Genomic DNA, 22,055 nt, shown 5'->3' on the forward strand with positions numbered 1-22,055 from the left:
CCCCCGGTGTCAGAATAGTTGTCGCCTAATCTGAATAATCTAAATGTGAAGACCGGGGGCGGATAAAGAGTGTCGAATGGCTCGTTATTCAAGTGAGCGCAAGGCTGCTTTGCTCAAGAAGCTGCTGCCGCCCATCAATATGTCGGTGGCCGAGTTGGCTCGGCAGGAAAACATCAGCGAGGTCACTCTGTATAATTGGCGCAAACACGCCAAAGACGGAGGGTCTCCTGTGCCCGGGGACAACAAACTGACCGATGAATGGCCCGCCGAGGCCAAGTTCGCCGTCGTGCTGGAAACCGCTGCGCTTTCCGAGATTGAACTCAGTGAGTACTGCCGCCGTAAGGGTCTCTATCCCGAGCAAGTCCAGCAATGGCGCCAAGCCTGTATTCTGGGCCAGCAATCCGCTCGTACCTTACAACAGGCGGAGAAGGCACAGGCCAAAGCGGACAAGAAGCGTATCCGGCAACTGGAGCAAGAGCTGCGGCGCAAAGACAAGGCCCTGGCCGAGGCAGCAGCTCTGCTGATATTGCAAAAAAAGCTCGATGCCTACTGGAGCAACGTCGACGAGGACAACTGACCTCGTTGCCAGAGCGGCAGCAATACGTTGCATGGTGGCGCGAAGCGCTTGAAGCTGGCGCCCGCAAGCATCCTGCGGCCGAGGTGTTGGGGCTGAGTCTGCGCACGCTCCAGCGCTGGTTGGCCGGGCCTGAGCTGAGTGCCGATAGGCGACCGGATGCGGTTCGTTCCATACCTGCTCATGCATTGAGCCCAGAGGAGCGGCAGGCCGTGCTGGACGTCTGCAATAGCCAGGAGTTCGCCTCGTTGCCGCCGAGTCAAATTGTGCCACGGCTGGCCGACCAGGGGCGCTACTTGGCCAGTGAGTCGAGCTTCTATCGCATCTTGCGGGCGGCTGACCAGCAGCACAGGCGTGGCCGGAGCCAGCCACCGCGCCATGTGCCGGTACCAACCAGCCATACCGCGACTGGGCCCAATCAAGTGTGGTCCTGGGATATCACCTACTTGCCGTCACTCGTGCGCGGCCAGTATTACTACCTCTATCTGATAGAGGACATCTACAGCCGCAAAGGGGTGGGCTGGGAAGTGCATGAGCAAGAGTGCGGTGAACGGGCGGCGGCGTTGCTGCAACGGAGCATCATCCGCGAGCAGTGCTGGAAGCAGCCGCTGGTCTTGCACTCGGACAACGGCGCGCCAATGAAGTCAGTCACGCTGCTGACCAAGATGCATGACCTGGGTGTCACGCCCTCGCGGGGACGGCCTCGGGTCAGCAACGATAATCCGTACTCGGAGTCATTGTTCAGGACGCTGAAGTACTGTCCGCAGTGGCCATCAGACGGCTTTGCCAGTCTGGAAGCGGCCAGGGAGTGGGTGCGCGACTTTATGGCCTGGTATAACGAAGAGCACCGGCATAGCCGTATCCGCTTCGTCACACCCAACGAGCGGCATCGGGGTGACGATAAAGCCCTGCTGGCGAAACGGGATGCTGTGTACCAGGCCGCCCGAGCACAACACCCAGCGAGGTGGAGTGGCAAGACGCGAGACTGGACACCTATCGGTGCCGTGATGCTAAATCCGGAGCGGCCCGAGAAACCCGAGCCGGAGCAAAAAGAGGCTGCTTAAAACAGCTTTGCGCGACAACTATCTTGAAAAACGCCGATGGTTATCTGTTACGGTTTGTGCAATATCTGGGGGAACGAGCGGCTGACTGACAAGATCAAAATCTTAACCATCTGATTTTAAAGGACTGTCGGATGTATGTCGGCTATCTGTCGTGTCACCTTTCGCGGCGCAAGCCCTATGCTGGCCCTGTCAATTACCACAAGGAGTTCGAGATGATCGTCAGGAAGTTGAGATTGCAACGGGGTTGGTCTCAGGATCAGTTGGCAACGTTGACTGGTTTGAGTGTCCGCACTATCCAGCGGATCGAGCAGGGGCAGCAACCCGGACTGGAATCTCTCAAGGCCCTGGCCGCCGTCTTTGAACTCGATGTGGCTCAACTGGATGGGTCAGAGCAACAGGAGCGCGAGATGAGAGGAAGTGACACTATGGGTCAGGATGCGGTGCAGGTATCGGCAGAGGAGCGGGCGGCAATGCGCTATGTGGAGGCGCTCAAGGGCTTCTATCACCATGTCGCCAGCTACGTGGTGGTGATCTGCGGGCTGTTTGTCATCAACTACCTGAGCAATCCGGAGTACATCTGGGCCTGGTGGCCAACCTTGGGATGGGGGCTGGGACTTGTCTCCCATGCTGTTCGGGTGTTTCAGCCCTTCAAGCTGTTTGGCCCCGAGTGGGAGCGGCGCCAGATCGAGAAACGGTTGGGGCGCAAGTTGTAATCTCAAAGCAGTCACATATCTGCCCATATTTATAGGATATTCTCATAGCTAATATCCATGAATATGGGCTCATCACAAAAATGTGACATGATTGTATTTTGAGATGAAGGCTGAAAAAAAGTTGTCTTGCGGATATTTTGTTTTTAAATGAAGTTTATAGATAGCGCTTACCATTTGATGACATTGTTTTATTTTTAAGGACGATGACATGTTGCTTCTTCAAATTGTCACTGAGACTCCTATATGGGTCTGGATTTTGTTTGCATTTCTCATAACCACAGGCATAAATGCATTAAGTGATAGAGAAACAAATATTGAAGGGCTATTCATTATGCCATTGTTTTTTCTCCTCTGGGGAGGATTCACAGTGATTGATAATCTGGCCTTTTTATTCTGGGGCTTTGCTTCGATGATGTCAGGGGTGATAGCCGGCTCTTATATCGGCTGGCGCCACTTTAGCGATGGACCTCAGCTGAAGCGTAAAGAAGGTACTCATTTAATTATCTGGCCAGGTACTTCATGGGTTCTCGTTTTCGTAATAATTACTTTCATTATAAAGTATGCATTGAATGCTTTTTTAAATATGGATCCTTATTTAAGGTTTTCATTATGGTTTAATATCATCTTTGGTGTTTCAAGTGGATTGATTAGTGGGGTTCTTTGGGGGCGCACAGTGAATTTTTATTTAACATATCGAAAAGCCTATTTATGTGGCTAACTATGCTCAAAATAACTTGATTACAGTTAAAAGTTAAAGCCATTAAATGATCTGCTTTAATAATATTATTCGTCATGTATCAGTTAATCTTATATTGGTATAAAATTCACTGTACGAACAGCAAGCCTTTACTTAATTAGTGAAAATTATCGGTTATCAATGTAAATAGCAGAGTAAGAGAGCCCGGCAAGTTGCCGGGCTCTCTTTTGGGTTCAGGTTTTTGCAAGCACTGCCCTAGCTGGCGTGAGTGGGGCAGGGGGTGGCAAAGAGGGCATCATCCTCGTAGCGCCACAGGGTGAGGCTGTTGCCCCAGACGCAGCCGGTATCGAGCGCCTTGATATCGCTCTTGCCGGTGTTGCCCATCAGGGCCGCCCAGTGGCCGAACACCAGAATGGGGTCATCCACGTGGTGTGCGCGCTGTTCGAACCAGGGACGCAGCCCCGGGGTCGACTCCTTGGGCCCCTTCTTGCATTTGAAGTCGAGACGACCGTCGAAATAGCAGAAGCGCATCCGGGTGAAGGTGTTGATGATGTAGCGGTAGCGGTCGATCCCGACCAGATCATCTTTCCAGCCATCGGGCTGGTCGCCGTACATGTTGTGCAGCAGCCAGCTGTACTGGTCACCGCGTAGCAGGCTCTCTACCTCGCGGGCGCAGTTGCGCGCGGTGCGGACATCCCATGCGGGGGAGATCCCGGCATGCACCATCATGATGGGCAGGTCCGGATGTTCGGCCAGCAGCGGGCGGTGGCGCAGCCACTCCAGCAGTTCATCCCGATCAGGGGCATCCATCAGGCTTTGCAGCTTGTCTTTCTTCTTGAGCGGTGCAACGCCATCGGCGACCGCTAGCAGGTGCAGGTCGTGGTTGCCGAGCACGGTGACGGCGCGGTTGCCCAGCCCTTTGACAAAACGCAGGGTATTGAGGGAGTCCGGGCCGCGGGCGACCAGATCGCCGCAGAGCCAGAGCACGTCTTGGTCGGGATCGAACGCGGCAAGATCCAGCAGACGGCGCAAGTCGTCGTAACAGCCCTGGATGTCACCGACAAAACAGTTCGCCATGAAACCTCAGTTGATAATATTGGGGATGGCCAGCGTGAAGGGGGCGATGGGCGCCTCGAACTGCTGACCAGAGCCATCTTGCAGGGTATAGCTCCCTTCCATCACCCCAAGCGGGGTCGCCAGCGGCACGCCGCTCTGGTAGCGATAGGTCTCACCTTCGGCAATGACGGGTTGTTCCCCGACCACGCCCGGGCCTGCCACTTCCTGCATCTTGCCATTGGCATCGGTGATGAGCCAGCGCCGATGCAGCAGTTGCACCGGGCCGGGCCCCAGATTCTCAATCTCGATCAGATAGTGAAACTGGTAAGGGTCTTTGGAGCCCGCCACATACACGGGGTATGGGCGGATCTCGATGTGCGGGAGTGCCACAGGATCAGGCCTGTTGCTGATCCGCCAGCCAGTTGGCGATCATGACAAACTGCTCGAGGGAGAGATTCTCCGGGCGCAGGTTGCCATCGATACCAAGCTCGGTCAGCTGGGCGTCGGTGATGAAGTTGGAGAAGCTGTTGCGGATGGTCTTGCGACGCTGGCCAAAGCCTTCGGTACAGACGCGATTCAGACAACGAATGTCTTTTGCGACTATGGTCGGATTCTTGTGCGGGATCAGGCGAACTACGGCAGAGTCCACTTTCGGCGCCGGTTTGAAGGCGCCCGGGCCCACTTCCAGCACCGGCACCACCTGGCAGTAGTACTGGGTCATTACGCTCAGACGGCCATAAGCCTTGCTGCCCGGGCCAGCGGCCAGACGCAACACCACTTCCTTTTGCAGCATGAAGTGCATGTCTTCAACCCGGTCGGCAAATTCGCACAGGTGGAAGATGAGCGGGGTGGAGATGTTGTAGGGCAGGTTGCCGAAGATGCGCAGCGGCCCCTTGCCTTCACCCATCAGGGTGCCAAAGTCGAAACGCATGGCGTCCGCTTCGATGACGGTCAGCTTGTCTTTGAGTGTCGGGTGCTCGCGCAGGCGAGCTGCCAGGTCCCGGTCAAGCTCGACCACGGTCATTTTGTCCATCTGGGCGGCGACCGGCTCGGTCAGCGCGGCCAGACCCGGACCGATCTCCACCAGATTCTGACCCGGCTGCGGGTTGATGGCGGCCACTATCTGGTCGATCACATACCGGTCGTGCAAGAAGTTCTGACCGAAACGCTTACGGGCCGTGTGGCCCATGTGCACCTTACTGCTCATATCTTTTTTTCTCTACCATCTTGATGGCGTGGTTAATCGCGGTGATCAGGCTGCCCGGATCGGCCAGGCCCTTGCCTGCCAGATCCAGCGCGGTGCCGTGATCCACCGAAGTGCGGATGAAGGGAAGCCCCAGGGTGATATTGACCGAACTGCCGAAGCCCTTGTATTTGAGCACAGGCAGCCCCTGGTCGTGGTACATGGCGAGTACCGCATCCGCATCCTTGAGGTATTTCTCCTGGAACAGGGTGTCGGCCGGCAACGGGCCGACCAGATCGATCCCTTCCTGGCGCAGCGTGGCCAGGGCGGGTTCGATCACGTCAATCTCTTCACGTCCGAGATGGCCACCTTCCCCAGCGTGGGGGTTGAGGCCGCAGACGTAAATACGGGGTTTGGCGATGCCAAACTTGGTGGCGAGATCCTCGTTGAGGATCCGGATCACCTTGCCGAGGCGATCCTCGGTGATGGCCATCGCTACATAGGCCAGCGGAATATGGGTAGTCGCCAGTGCGACCCGCAGCCCTTCGGTGGCCAGCATCATCACCACATCGGCGGTGTTGGATTGCTGGGCAAAGAACTCGGTGTGGCCGCTGAACGAGACCCCGGCCTGATTGATGATCCCCTTGTGCACCGGCCCGGTCACCACGGCGGCAAATTCGCCGCTCATGTTGCCATCGCAGGCACGCTGCAGGGTCGCCAGCACATAGGCGCCATTGCCTTCGTTCAGCTCGCCCGGCACCACGGCGGTACCGAGAGAGACAGAACATACCGTCAGGGTGCCGGCTCGCTGCGGTTGAGCAGGTTGACTGGCATCGTAGGGCTCAAGCTCAATGGGCAGACCAAGCAGGGTTGCCCGCTCGCGCAGCAGCGCCGGATCGGCGATCACCACCAACTGGTGGGGCCAATCCTGCTTGGCAATCTGCAGCACCAGATCCGGGCCGATCCCGGCCGGTTCGCCCGGGGTAACGGCAAGGCGACGGCAGCTCATCAGCTACCGGTTCCTTCGATCTGGATGTAGGCCTCGTCACGCAGCTCATCCAGCCACGCCTGGGACTCTTCCACGAAGCGACGGTTGTAGATCAGCTGGTAGGCGCGCTGCTCCTGAGCCTTGTCGGTCGCATCCTGGCTGCGGCGATCTTCCACCTGCACGATGTGCCAGCCATGGCTGGTACGGAACGGGGCACTGATCTGGCCCGGTTGCAGACGGTTGACCATGTCGCGGAACTCGGGGACATAGACATTGGGATCAGACCAGCCCAGTTCGCCACCCTGCACCGCAGAGCCCGGATCTTCGGAGTACTTCTCCGCCATGCTGGCGAAGCTGGCCTTGCCGCTCTTGATGTCGTGCAGAATGCCGTCCAGCATCCCCTTGGCTTTCTCTTCGCTCAGGATAATGGACGGCTTGATCAGGATGTGGCGGGCTTTCACCTCGGTCTGCATCACTTGCTGCTGACCCTTGGTGTCGAACACCTTGACGATGTGCAGGCCGGCGCCGGAGCGCAGCGGGCCGACGATGTCGCCCTTCTTGGCACCTTGCACCGCTTCCGCCATCAGGGTCGGCATCTCTTGCGGGCTCATCCAGCCCCAGTCGCCCCCTTCCAGCGCCTTGGGACCGTTACTCTCGGCAATGGCCAGTTTGCGGAAGTCGGCACCTTGCTTGAGGGCGGCCAGAATGCGCTCGATCTTGCTCTTGGCGGCATCCAGCTGGGCGGCAGTGGGGTTGTCCGGCAGGGCAATCTGGATATGGCCGACATGGTATTCGTTCTGCTGTTGACCCTGTTTCTTCAGGATCTCTACCACCTGCTTCACCTCCTGCTCGGAGATGTTGATACGGCGGCGCACCTGGTTGCGGCGCACCTCGTTCATCAGGATCTCGCGGCGAACCTCTTCCCGATACTGGGCATAGGTCATCCCTTCACGGGCGAGCTGGGCGCGCAGCTGATCCAGGGTCATCTTGTTGTCGGCAGCGATGCCCTGAATAGCCTGTTCCAGCTGGGTGTCGCTGATCTTCAGCCCCTGGCGCTCCGCCAGTTGCAACTGCAGGCTCTCCTGGATCAGGCGATCCAGCGCCTGTTTGCGCAGGGTGGCATCGTCAGGCAGGGACTGGCCGCTCTCCTGAGCGGAGAGTTTTACCTTGTTGACCAGTGCGTCCTGTTGGCTGGACAGCACCACGTCCTTGTTGACCACGGCCAGCACCTTGTCCATCAGCTCGGGCGCAGCCAGTGCGGCCTGGCTCATGGCACCGAACATTCCCGCGGTCAGCAGGGCAATCAGGGTCTTTTTCATATCCATCTCTCAAGGCTGGGCCAGCATCATTGCTGGCCTTTCAGATTAAACGGGCGAACATAGGGCAACAGCTCGGTATCCAGTGTGACGCTGCGGCCACCTGTACCCACGCTACCAAGTCCCTTCATTTCAAACTGCAGACCAATGACTTTTTCCGAGCGTGACGTGAGAACATTGTTTTCCCACTGTGGCTGGTTGTGCCACTCCAGGCTCATATTGATGCTCCAGCAGCAGGAGTCGTATTTGACACCGACCTTGCGGTCAATGTTCACATCCTGCTTGATATCACGGTAGTAACCGCCATACATCTGCCACTGATCGGCGATCGGAGCCATCATCACCAGACCCGCCTGGCTCAGATCTTCTGCCAGCGCTGTGTTGGTCGGATAGCGATAGTCCAGGTTGCCATCCTTGATGTAGCGGTAGTTGACCTGAGTGGTCAGCTTGCCGGTCCGGTACTCGACTGCACCGTTGCCAGCCGTAAATTCACCCTCGGAGGTATCGTACTGGGTTCCTGCGTGGGCAAACCACTCATCGGTGATCCGGGCATCCCCCTCAAACGAGAGCAGGGAGCGTGCGTTGGTACTTTCCGGATTTGAAGGGTAGAGGCGCACCTTGGGTGGTGTCATTTCGAAGGCCTGGGCCACCGCCAGACGCAACCGTTCATCACCCACATTGTCATAGACCCGGCTGGTCAGGCCAACGGTGACCCGGTTGGCATCGCTAATGCGGTCGAGACCGGCAAAGCGGCGATCACTGAACAGGCTGTAGTAATCCTGACGGGTGGTTGTGGAGTCGTAGATCCCGATCTCGTCCTGATTTTTGTAAGGGATATAGAGGTACTGGAACTCGGGCTCCAGGGTCTGGGTGCCCTTGCCATCATACCAGTCGAGCGGCCGATCGAAGTTGACGCCCCCCTTGAGGCGGAAGGAGGGCAGAGTACGGGTAATGGTGCCCTCTTTCAGGGTCAGCTGTTTGCTGTCTGCATCGGTGAAGCGGCTGCGGTCCTGGCTAACCAGATTATCGGGTACCTCCTGGTTGTAGGAGGTAAACATCAGCTTGTACTGGCTGGTGAGGTAGTAGCCAGGGGCATCGATGAGAGGCACGGTCAGGGTTGGCGCCAGGTGCAGACGGGTGGCAGTATAGCGCTCACCTACCTGCTGGGTGCTGGCACTGCCGCTGTCGTAGCCAAACTTGGTCAGTTCGCTGTTCCAGGCCAGATCGAACCACTTGCCCTGCTGGAAGTAGTTGTAGTCGATACGCGGCAGCATCTCGTGGGGCAATAGAGCTGTTGGGCTAAGGACCTGGTAGCGGCGCACCTCGGAGGTGAGGTTCCAGTTGTGCTGGTAGTAGCCGGCGGTAAAGGATTGCTGTAACTGGCTGTCGACCTGGGTGCCCACTTGCGGGCTGAAGTCGTTGAAGTAGTTGTAATCCTTGTCCCGCACCTGGGTGTAGTCGAGGCCAAAACGCAGGGATCCATCCATCAGGGCGGAGCCGTGACGCACGTTCATCAGATAACGATGGCCATCTGAAAGATTGGAGTTGCTCGGGCTGTACTGCTTGTCATCCGCCAGATTTTCAAAGTACAGAATACCTGCATGTGCGGGTTCCGGCATGTAGCGGAACTCCACTTGTTCCATCAGGCCGCGTTTATCCATAAAACGGGAGGTGATGGTGGCATCGTAGTTGGGAGCTATGTTCCAGTAGAAGGGCTGGGTGATATCCATGCCGTTGCTGGAGCTCTGCTTGTAGCCCGGGTAGAGCAGACCGGTCTTCCGCTCATCCTTGATGGGGAAGTTGATATAGGGGAAGTAGAACACCGGATAGTCGTAAAGCCAGAGGCTGGCATTCCAGGCTTCGCCGAACACCTCTTTCTGGTCGATGTCGATGCTGCCCGCCTTGAGGGTCCACACTTCCTGACCGGGGGGGCAGGTGGTGTACTGAGCCCCCTCCATGGTGATGTTCTGGTTGTTGTTGGTCATCACCACGCGCTTGGCAAAGCCGCGCACCGGTGAGCCATGCACCTGATACTTGCCCTCTTCCAGCTCGGAGTTCTTGGTATCCAGGTTGGATTTGAGGGTCTTGTCGCTGGTGACGGTCACCTGACCGTCGTTGTAATAGATGTTGCCGATGGCGATGACATCCCGGCTCTTCTGGTCGAGCTGGGCATAGTCGGAGTCAAACTTGCGAACACCCTGACGAACCTTGACGTCGCCTTCATAGACGGCGGTGCCGCCCTGTTTGGCCTCGAGACGGTCAGCATCAACCTCGACCGGCTGTGCGTTGGCATCCTGATCCGATGCAGGCTTCTCTATCTTGGGAACATAGTCATAGCAGAGACTATCGAGAATGCCGGTGGCTGGCGGCGCTTCGAACGGGGCCGCCTGCACCATCATAGGGGTGAGTGCGGGGGCCAGGCTGATAGTCAGGGCGATGGGATAGCGGTACCCCAGTGTCCATTTTGTCATGTGAAAGACTCGTGCAATCCGTGATAGATACGGTTGATCCAAGGCATGCATTTTACGACAGGTTTCATCGAGTTGACATTGCATGTCATTGCTTTATGTTAGCCGGCAATGATAAAGCATTATTGCGGCCAGGGCTAACAGCCAAGTGCTGCTTTCCACCTTGGTCCTCTACTTATGCACGATCGCGATTCCCTGCTATTGCAGTGGGCACGCCGTATTTCCGGTGATGCCACTCTCACGCTTACCCTCATTTCCGGTGATGCCAGCTTCCGCCGCTACTCTCGCGGTGGTGGTCTGGTGTGGGTGGATGCCAATCCGAAAACCGAAAAAAATCATGAATTTGTTCGTAACGCGGCCGCCTTGCAGGCGCGTCAGCTGTTGGCGCCAGAGGTGAAGGCGGTGGACTACGAACAGGGGCTGCTGGCGGTCAGTGATCTGGGCGATACCCAGCTAATCAGCTGCTTGAACGAACACAATGTGCTGGCCTGGTATGGCAAGGCGATTGATTTGCTGCCCCGCCTGGGGGCGGTTGAACTGGCGCTTGAACCCTTCGATGCGGCTTTTATGGCGCGGGAGAACAGCATTTTCCCCGAGTGGCTGCTGGGTCATCATCTGCAACTGACCCTGAGCCATGCAGAGCAGCAACTGCTGGACGAGACCTTTGCCTGCCTCACCGCCTGCAATCTGGCCCAGCCGCAGGGGGTGATGCATAGAGATTTTCACAGTCGCAACCTGATGGTATGTGGCGGGGATACCCCCGAGAGCAGCCAGCTGGCCATCATCGATTTTCAGGATATGGTCATCGGGCCGCTTACCTATGACTTGGTCTCCCTGCTGAAAGATTGCTACGTGCGCTGGCCGGACGAGGTGATCGATGAAGGGATGCGTCACGGCTTTGCCATCCTGCAACAGGCGGGTCTGCTTGGCGAGCTCGATTATGCCAGTTTCCGTCGTGATGCCGACCTGACCGGCATGCAGCGCCACCTCAAAGCGGCCGGAATCTTCACCCGGCTCTATCATCGCGATGGCAAGTCCGGCTATCTCAAGGATATTCCCCGTACCCTCGGCTATGTGGTGGATGTCTGTCGCACTCACGGTAGCGCCTATCCGGTATTGGCCCGTTTTGGTCAGTGGCTGGAGCAGGTTGTGTTGCCGGGGATCGCCAATGCAGGGGTAAAACCATGAAGGCGATGATCCTGGCCGCTGGCCGTGGCGAGCGGATGCGCCCGCTGACCGACCTGCTGCCCAAGCCGCTGCTGGCGGTGGGGGGAAAACCGCTCATCGTTCATCACATCGAAAAACTCAAAGCCGCTGGCGTGACCGAGTTGGTCATCAACCACGCCTGGCTTGGCCACAAGCTGGTCGAGAGCCTTGGTGATGGCAGTGCGCTTGGGGTGACCATCCACTGGTCAGCCGAGGAGAGTGCGCTGGAGACCGCGGGCGGCATTGTGCAGGCGCTGCCGCTGCTGGGCTCTGACCCCTTTTTGGTGATCAACGGCGATACCTGGCTCGATCTCGATTATCACACTCTGGTCAGCCAGCTCCTTGGCGATGATCTGGCCCACCTTTGGCTGGTACCCAATCCGCCCCAGCACCCGAGCGGGGACTTTGCCCTGCAAGGGGGGCGAGTCATGGATACGCCAGCGTTTACCTTCAGCGGGGTCGGACTATATGATCCGGCGGCCTTTGCCGGTCTCGCGGGCGGCGCCCGCAAACTGGCGCCCCTGCTCCGTGACTGGATGGCGCAAGGGCGGGTGGGCGGCAGCCTGCTCGCTGGCGAGTGGCGCGATATCGGCACGGTCGATCGACTGCACGAGCTGGATGACCAGCTCCAGGCCCGCACTCATTAACTTCAAGAGGTCTTGAACCATGCGTATTTGGGGTAAGGTGCTGGGCGCCTTCTTCGGTTTTCTGCTCGGCAATATCATCGGCGCCCTGATTGGCCTCTGGATTGGCCACCGTTTCGACCGTGGCATGGGGCTGCAGGGGGCGTTTCGTCGTGGCCCGAGTCAGGAGCAGCAAGCCGTCTTCTTCCACGCCACCTTCTCGGTGATGGGCCATATCGCCAAGTCAAGCGGTCAGGTGACCGAGCAGGAGATCCGGGTTGCCTCCAACCTGATGGATCGGATGCGGCTGGCGGGCGAACAGCGTGCCCGGGCGCAGGAGTCGTTTCGTCTCGGTAAAGAGGCCGACTTCCCGCTGCGCGAAACCCTGGCCGAGTTCCGCCGTGCCAGTCTGGGGCAGCGCGATATTCTGCGCTTCTTCCTCGAAGTGCAGTTGCAGGCGGCCTTTGCCGACGGGCGGGTGGAGGAAGGCGAGCGCGCCATTCTGCACACCATTGCCGACGAGCTGGGCTTCAGCCGCATCGAGTTGGCCCGCATTCTGGCAATGGCCGAAGCGCAGATGAACTTCTTCAATCAGGCTCATGGCCAGTATCAGGGGGGCCATTCCGGTGGCCAGCAGTATCGGCAGGCGGCACCCTCTGCGGATCGCCTCAAGAATGCCTACCAGTTGCTGGGGGTGAGCGAGAGCGACAGCGATCAGGATATCAAGCGCGCCTACCGCAAGGAGATGAGCAAACATCACCCGGACAAGCTGGCCGCCAAGGGATTGCCGCCGGAGATGATGGAGATGGCCAAGGAGAAGACCCAGGAGATCCAGCAAGCCTGGGAGTGGATCCGCGAGGCCCGCGGCATCCGTTAAGCGCCAAAATCTGGCTGTAACAGACAATAAAAAGCCCCGCAGCAGTGCGGGGCTTTGTTTTGCCGTGTGGCGCAGGCCGGGTTATTTGGCCGGAATCGCTTCCAGCACGTGCACCAGCAGTTGCCAGAAACGTTCGACCGCCGGGATATGTACCTTCTCGTCAGGGGAGTGGGCACCGCGGATGGTCGGGCCGAAGGAGACCATGTCCCACTCCGGATAGGCGCTCTTGAACAGACCGCACTCGAGGCCGGCGTGGATCACCATGACGTTGGGCATGGTGCCAAACAGGGTCTGGTAGCTGTTGCGTACCAGCGCCATGACGGGGGAGTCCACGTTCGGCGCCCAACCCGGATAGGCCCCGGTGAATTCGCAGCTGGCGCCTGCCAGGGTGAACAGGGAGCGGGTCATCTGCTCGATGCTCTCGCGGCCGGAGTCAATCAGGGAGCGGATCAGGCACTGGACGTACACTTCGCCATCCTGAGTCTTGATGACCCCCAGGTTGGTAGAGGTTTCGGTCACGCCGGGCATGGCATCGCTCATGCGCATCACGCCGTTCGGGCAGGCCATCAGGGCATCCAGCAGGCGCTGCTGCAGGGAGACGCTCATCAACTTGGCCGGTTTGGCGGCGTTGTTGACCAGCACGGTCAGGTTCGGCTCGGTGGCGGCCAGTTCGGTCTGGTAGATCCCGGTGTAGCGGTCAACCAGCGCCTTGAACTCGTTTACGCTGGCTGCGGGCACCAGCAGGGTGGCGCGAGCTTCGCGCGGGATGGCGTTGCGCAGCGTGCCGCCGTGGATCTCGGCCAGACGAACACTCAGCGGCTCTGCTGCTTTGAGCAGGCGAACCAGCAGCTTGTTGGCGTTGCCACGGCCGCGATGGATATCGCAACCGGAGTGACCGCCGCGCAGTCCTTTTACGGCCAGTTCGAACGCTTCGCCTTCGCTGGCATCAACCAGCTCGAGCGGGAAGCGGATATTGGCATCCACACCGCCAGCGCAGCCCATATAGACTTCGCCATCCTCTTCGGAGTCGGTGTTGAGCAAAATTTCGCCCTCCAGCCAGCCCGCTTCCAGACCGAAAGCGCCGGTCATGCCGGTCTCTTCGTCTGTGGTCAGCAGCACTTCCAGCGGACCGTGCTTGATGGTCTTGTCAGCCAGCACAGCCAGACAACCGGCCATGCCGATGCCGTTGTCGGCACCCAGGGTGGTGCCTCGGGCAGTGACCCACTCGCCATCGACATAAGCATCGATGGGATCGGTTGCGAAGTCGTGTTTGGTGTCGGCGTTGGCCTGCGGCACCATGTCGATGTGGGCCTGCAGTACCACGGCTTTGCGGTTTTCCATCCCCGGGGTGGCCGGTTTCTTGATGATGATGTTGCCGACCTTGTCCTGCTTGACCGCCAGACCTTCCCCTTGAGCCCATTGGATGATCCAGGCGCTCAGTTTGGCTTCATGTTTGGAAGGGTGGGGGATGGAGCAGATCTGTTCGAAGAAATGCCAAATCAGTTTGGGAGAGAGAGAGCTAAGCTGTGCCACGTCGGGACTCCTTACCAGCACGGAATTAACAGGGCCCCATCAGCGGGCCGGGGAAGAGGATAACGATAATACAGTCAATCACACAAAAATGTGAGCAATCAGCGCAAATCGCAGGCAGCTTGTGCTGGCTGATGGCAACCAGGCAGTACGATCGTCAGGTTCGGACGACGCTGACCGATAGAAAAGAAAATATGTGACCGATCTCACAAAAACATTGAATTTAACGCACCGACTGGTAAATTAGCTCCCGTGGTTCGCCACCCGTCAGGATGACGATGAAAGCCTCCAGGGAACCGAAGCAAAGCAAGTGCGCCTCCATGGAACCGAGTGTTCGTTCAAGGATTTGAGCCCGCATTAAAGGTACGTAACTTGTTAAGCAATCAGGAGTTTCAATATGCCAGGCAGCAACTCAACCTATTGGTTTGCCCCCTCTTTGTATACCCAGGGTTTCAGCTACCCTAACCCCTTCGTCACTCGTCGCTAAGACGAGCTGCCCAACCAGGCAGAGGCGAGAAAGCAGCAGGTGCGTGAGGTAAATCCTCCCCCTGCTATTTTTTTATCTGCGATTTGCCGCACGGCCCATTTGGACTCGGCAGCAGGGACGGCAGGTTAGTCGTTTGGCGCTCGAGATGTGCCGAATGGAGAGGGGGATGCCGATTTTTCCTGTTTTTGGCATACGTTTGCCAGGCATTTTCTCTGCAAACGGTGCTATCATATCGGCCCAACAGCCTGTCCGCGGTTTGGACACATCATCTAACCGATCGCCGGATAAGCCCATCTTGCTTCCATTGTTATCAGATTTGCTGCCGAGGCTTAGCCCTGAGGCAGCCGAAGTGCAATCTGAATTCAGTCGGGCAAGGGCCGCCATTTACTGGCATCCGCAGGGATAATTGCGGATGTTGTTATTTTAAGTGATTGTTTTTAAATAACTATTCGAGATCGATAACATGCCGAAAAAGTTCTATGTGTCGTGGGACAACCTGCAACGTGAAGCTCGCCGTCTGGCCCGTCGTCAGCTGCCTGTCAGCCAGTGGAAAGGTATCATCGCGGTCAGCCGTGGTGGCCTGGTGCCCGCAGCCCTGATGGCCCGTGAACTTGGCATTCGTAATGTGGAAACCCTCTGCATCTCCAGCTATGACCATGACAGCCAGCGCGAGTTGGTGGTCGTGAAGGCTGCCACCACCGCCGGTGACGGCGAAGGCTGGCTGGTGGTGGAAGATCTGGTGGACACCGGCACTACCGCCAAGGCAATCCGCGAGCTCTACCCGAAAGCCAAGTTCATCGCGATTTTCGCCAAGCCGATGGGCGAAGCGCTGTTGGATGATTTCGAAGTGGCGATCCCGCAGGATACCTGGATCGAACAGCCGTGGGATATGGCACTGGAGTTCGCCACACCGATCTGCGACGAAAAGTAACGGGAGCGGGATGTGACGCTCACTGCGTCCATTGGTCGCGACCGGCAATAATGGTTTCACAGGGCTCCAATTTGGAGCCCTGTTTTTTTGTGTATCAATCTGTTGCAGGGTGGCTGATGGGCAGTAAAAGTGGTTAAGATGAGCCATTGCCTGATATGAATGGGACACTATCTTGGACTTGAACGAAGACCTAAACCTGACCGAACAGCTCTTTACCCGCGTCAAGAAGGTATTGGAAACATCCGAGATCTCCAACTCCAGTGCGGCTGATCTAGCGCAAGCCGACTCAGACGAGATGTTTATCGACGGCTCCATGTCAAAGAGCTGGTATCGCCTGCTGCGCCGCCCCTCCTGGACCTGGCAGGGGGCTGATCCCATCGAAGTGGAGCAGACCCTGGCCCGTATCGCCATGGCGACCGGCAAGCGCACCCACGATTGCTATCTCGATACCATCAAGGGCTATGTGCCCGGCAACTGGATCTACGAGTGGAGCCAGGTGGCTGGCAACTATTTCAAGCAGGGCCGCGAACTGCGCGAGAAGGGTGATCCTTCTGGTGCCTTGAAACAGCTGCTCAAGGCTGTGCGCTACTACTCCATCGCCAGCTATCCCCATCTCAAGGATGACGAGCTGGCGGATCAGGCCCAGCTGCTTGGCAACATGGCCTATCGCGAGGCGGGTCGCCTGTTCAAGGTGCCGCTCAAAGAGATCCAGGTGCCTTTTCGCGGCAAGCATATTCAGGGTTATCTCCACTTGCCGACGACCGAAAAACCGGTGCCGCTGGTGATCATCAGCGGCGGGATCGACTCTCTGCAGCTCGATTTCCTCAACTTCTATCTCAAACGGCTCGAGCCTAACGGTATCGGCATGCTCTCCCTCGATATGCCCGGGGTTGGCTATGCCGAGCATTGGCCACTGGTGCAGGATACTAGCCGCCTTCATCAGGCGGTGCTCCATTACCTCTCCGAAGTGGCCTGGGTCGATCATCAGCGTATCGCCATGGTGGGAATGCGGCTGGCGGGTAATATCGCAGCCAGACTGGCCTTTATCGAACCCTTTAAGCTGCGCACCGTGGTCTGTGTCGGCGCCGGTGTCAATCAGGTGTTTACCAATCAGGAGCTGTTTGCCAAGTGTCCGCGCATGATGCGGGACAGTCTGGCCAACCGGTTGGGGGCGGATGCGGCGCAGTGGGACGGCATGCGTACCAAGTGCCAGGTATTTTCACTTAAAACGCAAGGATTACTGGGGACTCGCACCTCAGTGCCGATATTGAGTATTGGGCACAAGCGAGATTTTATTTGTCCCGAGCAGGATGTACGGGCATTGGCGGCGGCCAGTCGTAACGGCAAGGCCATCGTATTCGACAAGCAGCCTTTGCTGGAGGTGTATGACAAGGCGCTGGACGAAATCGTCGAGTGGCTGAAACAGCATTTGTGTACCTGACATTGCGCTAAAGAACTGACGCCATCCCGAGGTGGCGCGGCTTGTTTAACAGGGAGGTTAACATGTCTGAAAGAGTGACCTACAAGCGACTGCTGAGGCAGTTTGCTGCCATTGGCCCCTATTTGCGCGAAGATCTCTGCGAAGAGGGGCGTTATCGTTTCGACTGCCTGTCGGTCTGTGTCAGCGCCAAGCCGGCGCCGGACAAGCGGGAGTTCTGGGGCTGGTGGCTGGTGCTGGAGCAGGACGATCACCACTTCCGTTACCACTATCAGCTCGGTTTCTACAATGCTGATGGTGAGTGGCTGGACAAGCCGATCCCCAAGAAGCACCAGGTAGAAGTGGAACGGACCCTCAACCGTTTCTACAAGCTCATCAGCGACAAACTGACGGCTCTGGAGTGTCAGTTAGCGCCAGCGGATCAGGTCACCAATGAGTTGACCGTGACAGCTGCTTGATCCCTGATGCCCGGCGAGCAGCATCCCGCTGTTTGCCGGGCCATCAGTCAGCCATCTCCCCTTCCGACCGCAATCATCCGGGCTTTGCTTCATCTCCTCACCCCGACGTTAATTGCCTTGCAGGGCTCCATGGCCGTGGGTATAAAGATATTCCTTACTTTTTAGCCTTTATGCTCCCATGGAAAACAGAACCATAGTCGTCAAGTTGGGCACCAGCGTGCTCACAGGGGGGTCTTCCCAGCTCAATCGTGCCCATATGGTCGAGCTGGTCAGACAGTGTGCGGCCTTGCACCGTCACGGCCATCGGGTCGTGGTCGTCACATCAGGGGCTATCGCCGCCGGGCGTGAACATCTGGGTCACCCGCCACTGGCGCCAACCCTGCCCAACAAGCAGATGCTGGCAGCGGTTGGTCAGACCCAGCTTATTCGGGTATGGCAGGATCTGTTCAACCTCTACGGTCTGCATATCGGCCAGATGCTGCTGACCCGCGCCGATCTGGAAGATCGGGAGCGCTACCTCAACGCCCGCGACACCATGCGCACCCTGCTCGATCACCGCATTATTCCGGTCATCAACGAAAACGATGCGGTGGCGACCGCCGAGATCAAGGTCGGCGACAACGACAACCTCTCCGCGCGGGCCGCCATTCTGGCGGATGCGGATCTGCTGATCCTGCTGACAGATCAGAAGGGGCTCTTTACCGCCGATCCGCGCACCAATCCCGACGCCCAGCTTATTGAAGAGGTGCAGACCATCGACGATACCCTGCGCTCGCTGGCGGGTGACAGTGTCAGCGGCCTCGGCACCGGCGGCATGGCTACCAAGCTGCAGGCCGCCGATGTGGCGCGCCGCGCTGGTGTCAACGTGGTGATCGCGACCGGCCAGATGCCGGAGGTGATCGGCCGTCTCGCCAAGGGCGAGCGGATTGGCACCCTGTTCCCCGCGTTGGCGTCCCCGCTGGAAGGGCGCAAGAGCTGGATCCTGGCAGGCCCACCTCCTCACGGTGAAGTGCATGTGGATCAGGGCGCAGTGGCCGCCATGAAGGAGAAAGGCTCCAGCCTGCTGCCCAAGGGGATTGTGGCAGTCAAGGGCGATTTCATTCGGGGCGATGTGGTGCGTATTCTTGATCCCAAAGGCGCCGAGTTGGCGCGCGGTATCTGCCGTTACGACCATCTGGAGCTGGAGAAGCTGCGCGGCGTCCACTCGGATCAGATTGAGCAGGTACTGGGCTATGGATATGGTTCAGTAGCCATCCATCGAGACGATATGGTGCTGCTCTAATCAGGGCGGCACGGCATGAACAAAGGGAAATGAGATGAGTCTGGAGAAAATGGGGCAGGCGGCCCGAGAAGCCGCCTATCAGCTGGCTACCATCAGCACGGCGCAGAAGAATCGGGCGCTGGCCGCCATCGCCGACGAGCTTGAGGCGCGCAGTGAGCAGATCCTCGCGGCCAATGACAAGGATATCGCGGCCGGGCGTGAGGCTGGCTTGTCAGAAGCCATGCTGGATCGCCTGCTGCTCAATCCGGCCCGGCTGGCCGGGATTGTGGCGGATGTGCGCAAGGTGATCACGCTGGATGATCCGGTCGGTGCTGAAATGGATAGCCGGGTGCTGGAAAATGGCCTGCGGCTCTCCCGTCGTCGGGTGCCCATCGGGGTTATCGGCGTCATCTACGAGGCGCGACCCAACGTCACCATCGATATCGCCAGCCTCTGCCTCAAGACTGGCAACGCCAGCATATTGCGTGGCGGGCGCGAGACCTTCCACTCCAATCTGGAGCTGGTGCGGGTGATCCAGCATGCCTTGGCGGCCTCCGGTCTGCCCGAGGCGGCGGTGCAGTACATCGACAACCCGGATCGGACGCTGGTCGGCGAGTTGCTTCGTCTCGACCGCTATGTGGACATGATCATCCCCCGTGGTGGCGCGGGCCTGCACAAGATGTGCAAGGAGAACAGCTCGATTCCGGTCATCATCGGCGGCTTTGGCATCAGCCACATCTTCGTCGACGAGAGTGCCGATCTGGTGCGCTCTCTGGCGGTTATCGACAACGCCAAGGTGCAGCGCCCTTCCGCCTGCAACGCCCTCGATACCCTGCTGGTACACGAGAAAGTCGCTTCGACTTTCCTGCCGCAGCTGGTCGTTCTGATGAACGAGCGCAAGGTGACGCTGGTCGGCGCGGCCAACGCCATGACGCTGCTGGCGGGCGCCGACAACCTGTGCGAGGCGGGGCCGGAGGATTTCGATACCGAGTGGCTCGGGCTGACCCTGGGGGTCAAGTTAGTGGCGGATGTGAACGAGGCGCTGGCCCATATGCGCGAGCACAACGCCGGCCACTCCGATGCCATCCTGACCAACGATCTGGCCAACGCCGAGCGTTTCGTCAATGGGGCCGGTTCGGCGGCGGTCTATGTCAACGCCTCCACCCGTTTCACCGATGGTGGCCAGTTTGGTCTGGGCGCTGAAGTGGCGGTCTCGACCCAGATGCTGCATGCCCGTGGCCCCATGGGGTTGACCGAGCTCACCAGCTACAAGTGGGTAGGGCAGGCCGATTACCTCAGCCGCGCCTGATAACCGGTTGTGTCAGATACAAAAATGCCGACTCTTGGGTCGGCATTTTTTTCGCGGGTATCGTGCCGATACCACGCAGTGCACTATCCCTCGGGGTTATTCCCCGTGATAGAGCGCCTTGTCACCGTGCTTGAGCACATAACCCTTCCAGATAAAGAGGGTGTAGCCGCTGCCCTGCCACGACCAGTTGCCCTCCGCACCTTGACGGGTCAGCGCAAGCAGCTCGCCGCTTGGTAGATGCAGTTCGGCCTGCGTCTGATCGGCGTTGAACAGCAGGAAGGCGCTGCTGGTCTGGCTGGCATCGGTTGGATTGAGCCGGATACCCTCTTCAAACAGGCGCACACATTTGCCAGTCAGCGCTGACCACTGATAGCCCGCACTGCCGATACAGCCGTGGCTGTCGCGATCGCTGCCAACCAGATGTTGTTCCGGTGTACTGCATGCCGCCAGCAGCAGAGAGGCGGCCATCAGAGTCAAGGTGCGCATGGTTACTCCTGCAGATCCCGTTCGATGACGATGTTGGAGAATCCCAGCTCTTTGAAGTAGTTCTCCTGGTAATCCTTCACGCTTTTCTTGTCGCGGCGACAAACCTGAGCCAGCTGGGCCTCCATGGCGTGAAAACTGGTGAGATCCAGCCCTTCAGCAGCAGCGATGGCGTCGTAGATGCTGCGGAACTTGTCGTTCGCGTAGCCGATCTCTTTGGCCTGTTTTTTATAGGTGTACGTAATCTTAAAGGCCATCTTGCCCTTCCTTCTTCGATTTGGCTTGCTTGCGCTGGACGTAGAGGTAGAGGCTTTCGACCTTCTCCCGGGCCCAGGGGGTCTTGCGCAAGAACTTCAGGCTGGACTTGATGCTGGGATTATCGGTGAAGCAGCGGATATTGATCTGCTGCCCCAGCTCTTCCCAGCCATAGTGTTCGACCAGCGCGGTGACGATGGCTTCCAGCGTCAGCCCGTGCAGTGGGTTGTTTTTCTGCGAGGCGTTCGGTTGCTCGCTCATGCCTGCTCCGCCAGCTTGGCAAAGGGCTGACCCATGCGGGTGGTGACGCCATTGGCCAGATGGGGCTCGAAACCGGCCAGCATGCCTGGGCCAAACAGGCAGACCACGGTGCTGCCCAGCTTGAACAGGCCCATCTCGGCACCTTTTTGCAGGGTAATGGCCTCGTTGCCGGTGTAGTCCCAGCGCACCACCTTCTTCTCTTTGGTCGGAGCAATGTTACCGGCCCAGATGGTCTCGATGCTGGCCACGATAGTCGCACCGACCAGCACCAGCGCCATCGGGCCGTGCGGAGTGCGGAAGGTGGCGACCACCCGCTCGTTGCGGGCAAACAGGTTGGGCACGTTCTCGGCGGTGAGCGGGTTGACGGAGAAGAGATCCCCCGGCACGAACACCATGCTCTCCAGCACACCGTCCAGCGGCATATGGATGCGGTGATAATCCTTGGGCGCCAGATAGATGGTGGCAAAGTCGCCATCCTTGAACGGCGCCACCAGATCCTCATAGCCGCCCAGTAGTTCGCGGGCGCTGTAGTCGTGGCCCTTGGCCTGAATGATGCGACCCTGCTGGATGGGACCGAGCTGGCTGACTGTGCCATCGACCGGCAGCGCCAGGGTCATGGCATCCTCTACCACGGGGCGGATACCGGGCTTGAGCTCGCGAGTGAAGAACTCGTTGAAGCTCTTGTAGTGGGCCGGACTCTCGTGCAGCGCCTCGCTCATATCGACCTGATACTGCTTGATAAAGGCCTCGATCACTTTGGTGGTGATGTTGCCCGCTTCGGCGGCGGCAAACTTGCCGATCAGACGGGAGAGGGCGTGCTTGGGCAGACAGTATTGACCGGCAATTTTCAGGTTGTCAGTAATGCTCATGTTCATCA

General features: G+C 58.4%; 22 protein-coding genes. 11 read left to right on the forward strand and 11 right to left on the reverse strand.

The genetic code is table 11. The features are described 5' to 3' along the window. Positions 1–76 precede the first annotated feature (76 nt). From AB5Y97_RS17995 to AB5Y97_RS18005, 3 genes are all read left to right on the forward strand, one after another. Positions 77–1,638, forward strand: a protein-coding gene (locus tag AB5Y97_RS17995; protein ID WP_088813959.1) for an IS3-like element ISAs20 family transposase whose coding sequence is annotated in 2 segments (ribosomal slippage) — positions 77–539 and positions 539–1,638 — 1,563 coding nt in all. Because the reading frame shifts where the segments join, the coding sequence is not laid out codon by codon here. Positions 1,639–1,850: 212 nt separating this feature from the next. Next, positions 1,851–2,351, forward strand: a complete 501-nt coding sequence (locus tag AB5Y97_RS18000) for a 2TM domain-containing protein (RefSeq protein WP_368158630.1) — start codon at positions 1,851–1,853, stop codon at positions 2,349–2,351. 208 nt (positions 2,352–2,559) lie between these two features. Beyond that, entirely contained in the window at positions 2,560–3,069 is a 510-nt protein-coding gene (locus AB5Y97_RS18005) for a DUF6622 family protein (RefSeq protein ID WP_201945830.1), read from the forward strand. A 234-nt stretch (positions 3,070–3,303) separates the two neighbouring features. Here the strand turns inward: AB5Y97_RS18005 and AB5Y97_RS18010 are convergent, their stop codons facing one another. The 6 genes from AB5Y97_RS18010 to lptD are packed head-to-tail and all read right to left on the reverse strand — an operon-like array spanning position 3,304 to position 10,062. Further along, positions 3,304–4,125: a symmetrical bis(5'-nucleosyl)-tetraphosphatase gene (locus AB5Y97_RS18010; protein ID WP_368158631.1), complete on the reverse strand. Its 822-nt coding sequence runs from the start codon at positions 4,123–4,125 to the stop codon at positions 3,304–3,306. Positions 4,126–4,131: 6 nt separating this feature from the next. After that, complete coding sequence (apaG, locus tag AB5Y97_RS18015) at positions 4,132–4,494, reverse strand: Co2+/Mg2+ efflux protein ApaG (RefSeq protein WP_040065073.1); 363 nt, start codon at positions 4,492–4,494, stop codon at positions 4,132–4,134. A 4-nt stretch (positions 4,495–4,498) separates the two neighbouring features. After that, positions 4,499–5,311, reverse strand: coding sequence for a 16S rRNA (adenine(1518)-N(6)/adenine(1519)-N(6))-dimethyltransferase RsmA (gene rsmA, locus AB5Y97_RS18020; RefSeq protein WP_005339016.1), 813 nt, complete (start codon positions 5,309–5,311; stop codon positions 4,499–4,501). Continuing rightward, a complete protein-coding gene (pdxA, locus tag AB5Y97_RS18025; protein ID WP_368158632.1) occupies positions 5,301–6,296 on the reverse strand; it encodes a 4-hydroxythreonine-4-phosphate dehydrogenase PdxA in 996 nt (331 codons plus the stop codon). The genes rsmA and pdxA overlap by 11 nt, the downstream gene beginning before the upstream one ends. After that, positions 6,296–7,594, reverse strand: a complete 1,299-nt coding sequence (surA, locus tag AB5Y97_RS18030) for a peptidylprolyl isomerase SurA (protein ID WP_100647321.1) — start codon at positions 7,592–7,594, stop codon at positions 6,296–6,298. The genes pdxA and surA overlap by 1 nt, the downstream gene beginning before the upstream one ends. Before the next feature lie 26 nt (positions 7,595–7,620). Continuing rightward, the gene (lptD, locus tag AB5Y97_RS18035; protein ID WP_368158634.1) at positions 7,621–10,062 is read right to left on the reverse strand and encodes an LPS assembly protein LptD; all 2,442 of its coding nucleotides are present in this window, start codon (positions 10,060–10,062) and stop codon (positions 7,621–7,623) included. Positions 10,063–10,236: 174 nt separating this feature from the next. Between lptD and AB5Y97_RS18040 the strand changes: the two genes are divergently transcribed. The 3 genes from AB5Y97_RS18040 to djlA are packed head-to-tail and all read left to right on the forward strand — an operon-like array spanning position 10,237 to position 12,765. Next, a complete protein-coding gene (locus AB5Y97_RS18040; protein ID WP_201973443.1) occupies positions 10,237–11,247 on the forward strand; it encodes an aminoglycoside phosphotransferase family protein in 1,011 nt (336 codons plus the stop codon). Then, complete coding sequence (gene murU, locus AB5Y97_RS18045; protein ID WP_201973444.1) at positions 11,244–11,912, forward strand: N-acetylmuramate alpha-1-phosphate uridylyltransferase MurU; 669 nt, start codon at positions 11,244–11,246, stop codon at positions 11,910–11,912. The genes AB5Y97_RS18040 and murU overlap by 4 nt, the downstream gene beginning before the upstream one ends. 19 nt (positions 11,913–11,931) lie before the next feature. Further along, the gene (gene djlA / locus AB5Y97_RS18050; RefSeq protein ID WP_005358354.1) at positions 11,932–12,765 is read left to right on the forward strand and encodes a co-chaperone DjlA; all 834 of its coding nucleotides are present in this window, start codon (positions 11,932–11,934) and stop codon (positions 12,763–12,765) included. 81 nt (positions 12,766–12,846) lie between these two features. On the opposite strand, the gene AB5Y97_RS18055 is transcribed toward djlA, so the two are convergent. After that, positions 12,847–14,298, reverse strand: a complete 1,452-nt coding sequence (locus AB5Y97_RS18055) for an aminoacyl-histidine dipeptidase (protein WP_201945817.1) — start codon at positions 14,296–14,298, stop codon at positions 12,847–12,849. Positions 14,299–15,245: 947 nt separating this feature from the next. On the opposite strand from AB5Y97_RS18055, the gene gpt reads away from it, so the two are divergent. The 5 genes from gpt (at position 15,246) to AB5Y97_RS18080 (ending at position 20,179) form a co-directional block, all read left to right on the forward strand. After that, positions 15,246–15,713, forward strand: coding sequence for a xanthine phosphoribosyltransferase (gene gpt / locus AB5Y97_RS18060; protein ID WP_005339007.1), 468 nt, complete (start codon positions 15,246–15,248; stop codon positions 15,711–15,713). 172 nt (positions 15,714–15,885) lie between these two features. Continuing rightward, positions 15,886–17,154, forward strand: a complete 1,269-nt coding sequence (frsA, locus tag AB5Y97_RS18065) for an esterase FrsA (protein WP_201945816.1) — start codon at positions 15,886–15,888, stop codon at positions 17,152–17,154. A 62-nt stretch (positions 17,155–17,216) separates the two neighbouring features. After that, positions 17,217–17,609, forward strand: coding sequence for a sigma factor-binding protein Crl (gene crl / locus AB5Y97_RS18070; RefSeq protein ID WP_005339003.1), 393 nt, complete (start codon positions 17,217–17,219; stop codon positions 17,607–17,609). A gap of 178 nt (positions 17,610–17,787) precedes the next feature. Beyond that, a complete protein-coding gene (proB, locus tag AB5Y97_RS18075; RefSeq protein ID WP_005358365.1) occupies positions 17,788–18,891 on the forward strand; it encodes a glutamate 5-kinase in 1,104 nt (367 codons plus the stop codon). Between the two features lie 34 nt (positions 18,892–18,925). Then, positions 18,926–20,179, forward strand: a complete 1,254-nt coding sequence (locus AB5Y97_RS18080) for a glutamate-5-semialdehyde dehydrogenase (protein ID WP_335839411.1) — start codon at positions 18,926–18,928, stop codon at positions 20,177–20,179. A gap of 96 nt (positions 20,180–20,275) precedes the next feature. Here AB5Y97_RS18080 and AB5Y97_RS18085 read toward each other — a convergent pair whose 3' ends face one another. From AB5Y97_RS18085 to asd, 4 genes are read right to left on the reverse strand one after another with little or no spacing between them, the layout of a single operon-like run. Further along, the gene (locus tag AB5Y97_RS18085; RefSeq protein WP_335839412.1) at positions 20,276–20,665 is read right to left on the reverse strand and encodes a hypothetical protein; all 390 of its coding nucleotides are present in this window, start codon (positions 20,663–20,665) and stop codon (positions 20,276–20,278) included. Between the two features lie 2 nt (positions 20,666–20,667). Continuing rightward, complete coding sequence (locus AB5Y97_RS18090) at positions 20,668–20,919, reverse strand: DUF2960 domain-containing protein (RefSeq protein ID WP_005338984.1); 252 nt, start codon at positions 20,917–20,919, stop codon at positions 20,668–20,670. After that, complete coding sequence (locus AB5Y97_RS18095; protein ID WP_005349372.1) at positions 20,909–21,178, reverse strand: VF530 family DNA-binding protein; 270 nt, start codon at positions 21,176–21,178, stop codon at positions 20,909–20,911. Before AB5Y97_RS18095 ends, AB5Y97_RS18090 begins: the two co-directional genes overlap by 11 nt. After that, a complete protein-coding gene (gene asd, locus AB5Y97_RS18100; RefSeq protein WP_041235127.1) occupies positions 21,175–22,047 on the reverse strand; it encodes an archaetidylserine decarboxylase in 873 nt (290 codons plus the stop codon). The genes AB5Y97_RS18095 and asd overlap by 4 nt, the downstream gene beginning before the upstream one ends. Positions 22,048–22,055: the final 8 nt, after the last annotated feature.

The sequence above is a fragment of the Aeromonas sp. R10-2 genome (assembly GCF_040908445.1).
Taxonomy (GTDB): Bacteria; Pseudomonadota; Gammaproteobacteria; order Enterobacterales; family Aeromonadaceae; genus Aeromonas; species Aeromonas veronii.

Bases quoted from the DNA above. Each gene is read 5' to 3' on its own strand.
- crl (WP_005339003.1), top strand. From the start codon at position 17,217: ATGTCTGAAAGAGTGACCTACAAGCGACTGCTGAGGCAGTTTGCTGCC.
- AB5Y97_RS18010 (WP_368158631.1), bottom strand. From the start codon at position 4,125: ATGGCGAACTGTTTTGTCGGTGACATCCAGGGCTGTTACGACGACTTG.
- AB5Y97_RS18000 (WP_368158630.1), top strand. From the start codon at position 1,851: ATGATCGTCAGGAAGTTGAGATTGCAACGGGGTTGGTCTCAGGATCAG.
- surA (WP_100647321.1), bottom strand. From the start codon at position 7,594: ATGAAAAAGACCCTGATTGCCCTGCTGACCGCGGGAATGTTCGGTGCC.
- gpt (WP_005339007.1), top strand. From the start codon at position 15,246: ATGCCGAAAAAGTTCTATGTGTCGTGGGACAACCTGCAACGTGAAGCT.
- pdxA (WP_368158632.1), bottom strand. From the start codon at position 6,296: ATGAGCTGCCGTCGCCTTGCCGTTACCCCGGGCGAACCGGCCGGGATC.
- asd (WP_041235127.1), bottom strand. From the start codon at position 22,047: ATGAGCATTACTGACAACCTGAAAATTGCCGGTCAATACTGTCTGCCC.
- AB5Y97_RS18040 (WP_201973443.1), top strand. From the start codon at position 10,237: ATGCACGATCGCGATTCCCTGCTATTGCAGTGGGCACGCCGTATTTCC.
- lptD (WP_368158634.1), bottom strand. From the start codon at position 10,062: ATGACAAAATGGACACTGGGGTACCGCTATCCCATCGCCCTGACTATC.
- AB5Y97_RS18085 (WP_335839412.1), bottom strand. From the start codon at position 20,665: ATGCGCACCTTGACTCTGATGGCCGCCTCTCTGCTGCTGGCGGCATGC.
- AB5Y97_RS18005 (WP_201945830.1), top strand. From the start codon at position 2,560: ATGTTGCTTCTTCAAATTGTCACTGAGACTCCTATATGGGTCTGGATT.
- djlA (WP_005358354.1), top strand. From the start codon at position 11,932: ATGCGTATTTGGGGTAAGGTGCTGGGCGCCTTCTTCGGTTTTCTGCTC.
- AB5Y97_RS18090 (WP_005338984.1), bottom strand. From the start codon at position 20,919: ATGGCCTTTAAGATTACGTACACCTATAAAAAACAGGCCAAAGAGATC.
- proB (WP_005358365.1), top strand. From the start codon at position 17,788: ATGGAAAACAGAACCATAGTCGTCAAGTTGGGCACCAGCGTGCTCACA.
- murU (WP_201973444.1), top strand. From the start codon at position 11,244: ATGAAGGCGATGATCCTGGCCGCTGGCCGTGGCGAGCGGATGCGCCCG.
- AB5Y97_RS18095 (WP_005349372.1), bottom strand. From the start codon at position 21,178: ATGAGCGAGCAACCGAACGCCTCGCAGAAAAACAACCCACTGCACGGG.
- rsmA (WP_005339016.1), bottom strand. From the start codon at position 5,311: ATGAGCAGTAAGGTGCACATGGGCCACACGGCCCGTAAGCGTTTCGGT.
- AB5Y97_RS18080 (WP_335839411.1), top strand. From the start codon at position 18,926: ATGAGTCTGGAGAAAATGGGGCAGGCGGCCCGAGAAGCCGCCTATCAG.